Genomic DNA, 3,316 nt, shown 5'->3' with positions numbered 1-3,316 from the left:
CCTGGCGCTGACCACGCCTTCGGCGCGTCCCGATGGACTGGGCGCCGCGCTGCAGCAGAGCCTTCCGCATCTGGACGCCAGTCTCCTGCTCGTCCTCGGCGTGCTGCTCATGCTGGTGTTTCTGGCGCTCGCCGGCCATTGGGCACTGGGCATCTTGCTGGTTGCCACTGCAGGGGCGTTGCTGTTCGTTTGGCGGCACAGCATGATGCAACGGCTTGGCGGCTTTACCGGCGATACTGCCGGAGCACTCGTCGAGCTCACCGAAGCATCCGTGCTGTTGGTCGCTGTGCTGCTGATTGCAGACTGATGCGTCCGGATCGGCTTCAAGATGCCATGCTAAAGTTGTGTCGTTCAATCTCGAGTAAGCTGAGCCCCCACTCTGACCGGAGAGATCGATGAGCGAGCAATTGTTGATGCTGGTGTCGCTGCGAATCGCGCCCGCTCAAGAAGCTGCCTTCAACGACTTCTATCACCATCGCTACCTGCCCACGTTGCTTCGCAACGCCCCCGAGATTGAGGCGGTTTGGCGCTATGAGGAGTTCGGGGTTACCGGTAGTCTGCGTTGGTTCAACAAGCAGTATCTAACCCAGTACTTGCTGAAGCCAGGGGTCAGTGCGGAGCAGATCGAGGAGGTGCTTGAGCGTCCCGGCCGCGAGCGCGAGAAGGAGGAGTGGGCGCGCTGGCGCGAAGAACACCTGCGTGATCTGGAGCGCCATTGCTATCAGGAGATCTACCGTCATCAGCGCGAGCCCCGCGACGGACCCTTCGGCTCGCGACCGTTCTTCCGTGTCTCCGTCGAGACCGAGCCAGAGCGTACCCATGCCTTCAACGACTGGTATCACGGCGAGTATCTCCCCAAGATCATGGCCGATGTTCCGGCTTGGGCCGCGGCGCGGCGCTATCAGAGTGTCAGCCGCGAGCCGACGCTTGTGCATACGGTTTATGAGGTCGAATCGGTTGCCGCGCTGGACGAGGCCTTTGCGCTGATGCGCGCACCGCACCGCTATGGCTCCAACGCTGATTGGGACGCCTGGGTCGGCGATGCGATCCGCTGGCAGGATGCCACCAGTTTTCGCCCGGTCTATCGTGCGCCCGGCTGAGGTTTCAGCTGGGCGAGCTGCACATCGGTTCCGATTCGAGACAACGACCACAAACGGGTAGATTGTGATGATCAGTCATTATGATGGCATCGCCTTGATCAAGCGTTGGGCTGAGCTTTTCGATGTTCACGCATCGCCGTCGATCATCTATGGCTATACCTCGGGTGAGGATTTCCTGATCAAGTTCGGGGACACTGAACTGCGCGGTCTGGAGGGGCTCAACGCGCACCATCCACTTAAGGAGCAGTTCTTCGACGAGCACCATCTCTACTATGATTTCCAGGTCGAGTCCGCGGGTCCGCCTCTGGTGATGACGACCCGCATGGTCTGGGATACCCATCGCCGACGGAGCGACGGGAGCGCTGAGCATCTGATCGCCGACCTTCATCATCGCTGGACCTTTATTCGCCGTCCGGCAGATGGTCGAGTCGTCTTTCAGAGGCATGAGCTGCTGTCGCTTGCCTACCGTGATGGCGCAGCACCAAGCGAGTCCGACCCCAACAACCTTCATATCGACCCCCGCCGGGTCGCTTTTGCACGGCGTTAGCCGGGAGTCGTCCAGACTCCCCCTGGCAGGGCCAATCTTAATGGATGACGGCTAGCTTGCGCCAAACCGGCCCGGCTTTGGTTTTTCACTCGCGCGGATTGGGTGACACAGGATAGACTCAGGTCGATGTGTGATGCCCATCTTAGCCTGTGCGGGGAGTGCGACCTGCTCCAGCGCAGTCCACCATTGCCGCCTGGCGGTTCGTCACGCTGCTTGCGCTGCGGGCATCGGTTGCATCGACACCGACCGGCGAGTCTGGATCGCACCCTGGCGTTCGCGCTCACCGGGCTGATCCTGTTCATCGTTGCCAACAGCTTCCCGTTCCTGTCGTTCGAGATGCAAGGGCAGCGCACGGAGACGACGCTCTTTAGTGGGGTCGCCGACCTCACTGAACAGGGAAAGGGCGAGGTGGCAGCCGTTGTCTTCTTCACGGCGATCTTGGCGCCCGGTCTTCAGCTGTTGCTGCTGCTGATCGTGCTGGCCCCATTGAAGCTCGGAGGCGGATTGCCGCCCGCTTATCCCACCTTGTTCCGCTGGTTCAAGACCATGGTGCCCTGGGGCATGATGGACGTGTTCCTGATCGGCATCCTGGTCTCGGTGGTCAAGCTCGCCGATATGGCGACCATTATTCCGGGCACCTCACTCTTCGCCTTCGTGATCCTGATCTTTGTGCTCGCCGCGGCTCAGTCCTCGCTGGACCCCGATATTGTCTGGGAACGAGTGCCGCTGCCGCAGCGGCTGCGACGGTTGCCACGAGCCGATGAGCCGGTGCTCGGCTGCGATGTCTGCGAGCTGGTGCTGCCGGCGACCGAGGCGGTGCGCGATCCTGCGCCTGGCAGTCGGTGGATGGCTCAGCGTCGGGCTCGGGCTGAGACTCGACGGGCTAACGAGCGCCTGCGCTGCCCACGCTGCGGGGATATACTGCATCGGCGCAAGCCGATGAGCATCCAGCGCACCTGGGCGCTGGTGCTTGCCGCGTTGGCGTTTTACGTGCCCGCCAACGTCTATCCGGTGATGACCGTTACCAGTCTCGGACAGACACAATCGGATACTATCTTCAGTGGTGTCGTGTTCTTGCTGGAGCACGGCATGCTGCCCTTGGCTGCCATTCTGTTTATTGCCAGCATCTTTGTGCCGCTATTGAAGCTCTTGATCCTGATCTTTCTGCTGCTCTCGGTGCAGTTTCATTCGCGTTGGCGTCCGCGTGACCGAACCCGCCTCTACCGCATTACCGAGGCCATCGGCCGCTGGTCGATGGTCGATGTCTATGTCGTGACCATCCTGGTGGCGCTGGTTCACCTAGGGAATCTGGCGAGTATCCAGGCCGAGGCCGGCGCGGTCTTCTTTTGTGCGGTGGTGATCCTGACCATGTTTGCGGCCATGGCCTTTGATCCGCGGTTGATCTGGGACGCAGCCGGTCTTCCCGGTCAAGATCTGGGCCAAGATTTGGGCCAAGACCTGGACCCCATCCGCGACTGCGCGCCCACTCGGGCGCAAGCGCAACAATCTGCTGCGCTTCCTGATCAGTTACCTGCCGTCCTGCGCCAAGCGCAGGACCCATCATGGCGCTCGACTGCCAAGGCCCTGGTCGATGCCAACTGAGTCCTCACAGGCGGAAGAGTCGGCGGCTTATGAGGCGACCGCTGGGACAAATGCTGGGGAGACCTCA

At 61.4% G+C, this 3,316-nt stretch carries 4 protein-coding genes; all 4 read left to right on the top strand.

The features are described 5' to 3' along the window. Window positions 1–307, top strand: a 307-nt coding sequence (locus tag ACY693_RS16975) for an adenosylcobinamide-GDP ribazoletransferase (protein ID WP_462322992.1), incomplete at its 5' end; no start/stop codon positions are given. Window positions 308–395: 88 nt separating this feature from the next. Continuing rightward, window positions 396–1,100: a hypothetical protein gene (locus ACY693_RS16970; RefSeq protein WP_462322991.1), complete on the top strand. Its 705-nt coding sequence runs from the start codon at window positions 396–398 to the stop codon at window positions 1,098–1,100. Window positions 1,101–1,167: 67 nt separating this feature from the next. Continuing rightward, window positions 1,168–1,647 carry a hypothetical protein gene (locus ACY693_RS16965; RefSeq protein WP_462322990.1) on the top strand — a complete coding sequence of 160 codons (480 nt, stop codon included), beginning with the start codon at window positions 1,168–1,170 and terminating at the stop codon, window positions 1,645–1,647. A 126-nt stretch (window positions 1,648–1,773) separates the two neighbouring features. Beyond that, window positions 1,774–3,249, top strand: coding sequence for a paraquat-inducible protein A (locus ACY693_RS16960; RefSeq protein ID WP_462322989.1), 1,476 nt, complete (start codon window positions 1,774–1,776; stop codon window positions 3,247–3,249). The last annotated feature ends 67 nt before the right edge of the window (window positions 3,250–3,316 follow it).

The organism is Halochromatium sp. (genome assembly GCF_054919635.1).
Note: the sequence above shows the minus strand (reverse complement) of the source record. Positions and strands in the feature narration are given on the sequence as shown.

Bases quoted from the DNA above. Each gene is read 5' to 3' on its own strand.
- ACY693_RS16970 (WP_462322991.1), top strand. From the start codon at position 396: ATGAGCGAGCAATTGTTGATGCTGGTGTCGCTGCGAATCGCGCCCGCT.
- ACY693_RS16965 (WP_462322990.1), top strand. From the start codon at position 1,168: ATGATCAGTCATTATGATGGCATCGCCTTGATCAAGCGTTGGGCTGAG.
- ACY693_RS16960 (WP_462322989.1), top strand. From the start codon at position 1,774: ATGTGTGATGCCCATCTTAGCCTGTGCGGGGAGTGCGACCTGCTCCAG.